This is a genomic window from Mesorhizobium sp. B1-1-5, assembly GCF_006443065.1.
Lineage (GTDB): Bacteria > Pseudomonadota > Alphaproteobacteria > Rhizobiales > Rhizobiaceae > Mesorhizobium.
On record NZ_VFWS01000398.1, the window covers coordinates 1 to 1,382 of the forward strand.

The 1,382-nt window shown below is 63.5% G+C and carries 3 protein-coding genes; all 3 read right to left on the reverse strand.

The window, feature by feature from the left end; genetic code table 11:
* Positions 1–283 (reverse strand): redoxin domain-containing protein (locus tag FJ980_RS31740; protein ID WP_140547455.1); only part of this gene is annotated, 283 nt, incomplete at its 3' end.
* A gap of 246 nt (positions 284–529) precedes the next feature.
* Complete coding sequence (locus FJ980_RS31745; RefSeq protein ID WP_140547456.1) at positions 530–979, reverse strand: DUF126 domain-containing protein; 450 nt, start codon at positions 977–979, stop codon at positions 530–532.
* On the reverse strand, positions 976–1,382 hold a 407-nt coding region (locus FJ980_RS31750), incomplete at its 5' end, for an aconitase X (RefSeq protein WP_140547457.1). The genes FJ980_RS31745 and FJ980_RS31750, both read right to left, overlap by 4 nt.

Consider the following 1,382-nt stretch of genomic DNA (forward strand, 5'->3'; position numbering starts at 1 on the left):
CTTCCTCGCCGATGCGGGCCAGCGTCTCTTCGGGATGCGCCTCATGGTCGTTGGCATTGATGGCCACCACTTGCAGCCCCTTGCCCGCATATTCCCTGGCGAAAGCGGCAAGCTGCTCGCGGATCAGCACGACGAAAGGGCAGCGGTTGGAGATAAAGGCGACGAGCAAGGCGGGCTTTGCATCGAAATCGCCGAGCCGGTGCAGCACGCCTTGTGCGTCGGGCAGCAGGAAATCGGCCGCTTTGGTGCCAAGCTCGATCGAGTTGGATTCTGTCTTCGGCATCAATGCGCTCCCTTCTTGCTGCCGCTCAGACGGACCATGCCGTGCAGCGCCGGACGAAGTTAGTCTATGAATTTAGTAGAATTATAGGCTAGACAACCCGCCTCCGGTCAACCGCGCCGCTTGGAATATCGTGCCAATGTTTCGGGCCGGGCGAAAAGTTTGTTCGAACGGAAGGCCGTTTTGAAAGAAATGAGATTTGGCGGGGAGCGAAGCCGCAACTGCCTTCGTCGTCCGCGTCGAGCTTGGTCAGGAAACGGTTTCCTTGCGGACAATTGCCCTGTCATCCCCGCCGACATCGATCGCGATCCGCTCGCCGGAAACAATGCCGTTAATGTCGCAGACCACCAGCGGCATGCTGATCCCGTGGAGAAATTCCGCGACGATGGCGCCCACTGCCAGGATCGGGTCAGGCCGTTCCAGGAGGATGCCGGCCGGAGCCGTGCCCCTGCGGATTGCCTCGGCCAGCACCGAGGATGAGGACGAGGAGCCGCGCCCGCTCGGCATGATGAGGATTTTCCCGGCGACGTTCTGGCCGAGGCCAGGATGCGAGTGATCCGTTATGTCGCCTGTCGTGGCATCAACGCCGCCCCAGAAGCTCAGCGGTTGCGAGAATACCAACGCCCGGCCCTCGGCACTCCCGGCCAGTTGGAAGGTGCCGGATCGCTGGACGACGCCCGGTTCCACCGGCGCGGTCATGACGCGCCCCGCACGACATGCCCCACCGCGGCGGAGCGGATGCAATCCGCCATATCCGCGAACGCAACCGTCACGCCGATATTGCCCGGAGCGTAATGCGCCCATTTGCCGGAATTGGTCATCACCACGCCGTCGAGCCGTTCCAGAATCGCAGTGACATAGGTGCAGGTGTCGGCGACGGGGATCAGGCCGAACGCCTGTGTGCCATCAAGCGCGCCCTCCTCCTGCAATCGCGTCAGCGTCGCGCGACCGGTGTTGACATAGATCGGGATGCCCCTGCCCGGCGCGATGGCACGCAGCAAGGGCAGCAGGCGCATCCATTCCGCATGCGAGAAATGCGGAGTGCCCAGCGACACGGCCGCCAGCGGCGCCCCGTCGGGTACGCGCGACAGCTTGGCCAGTG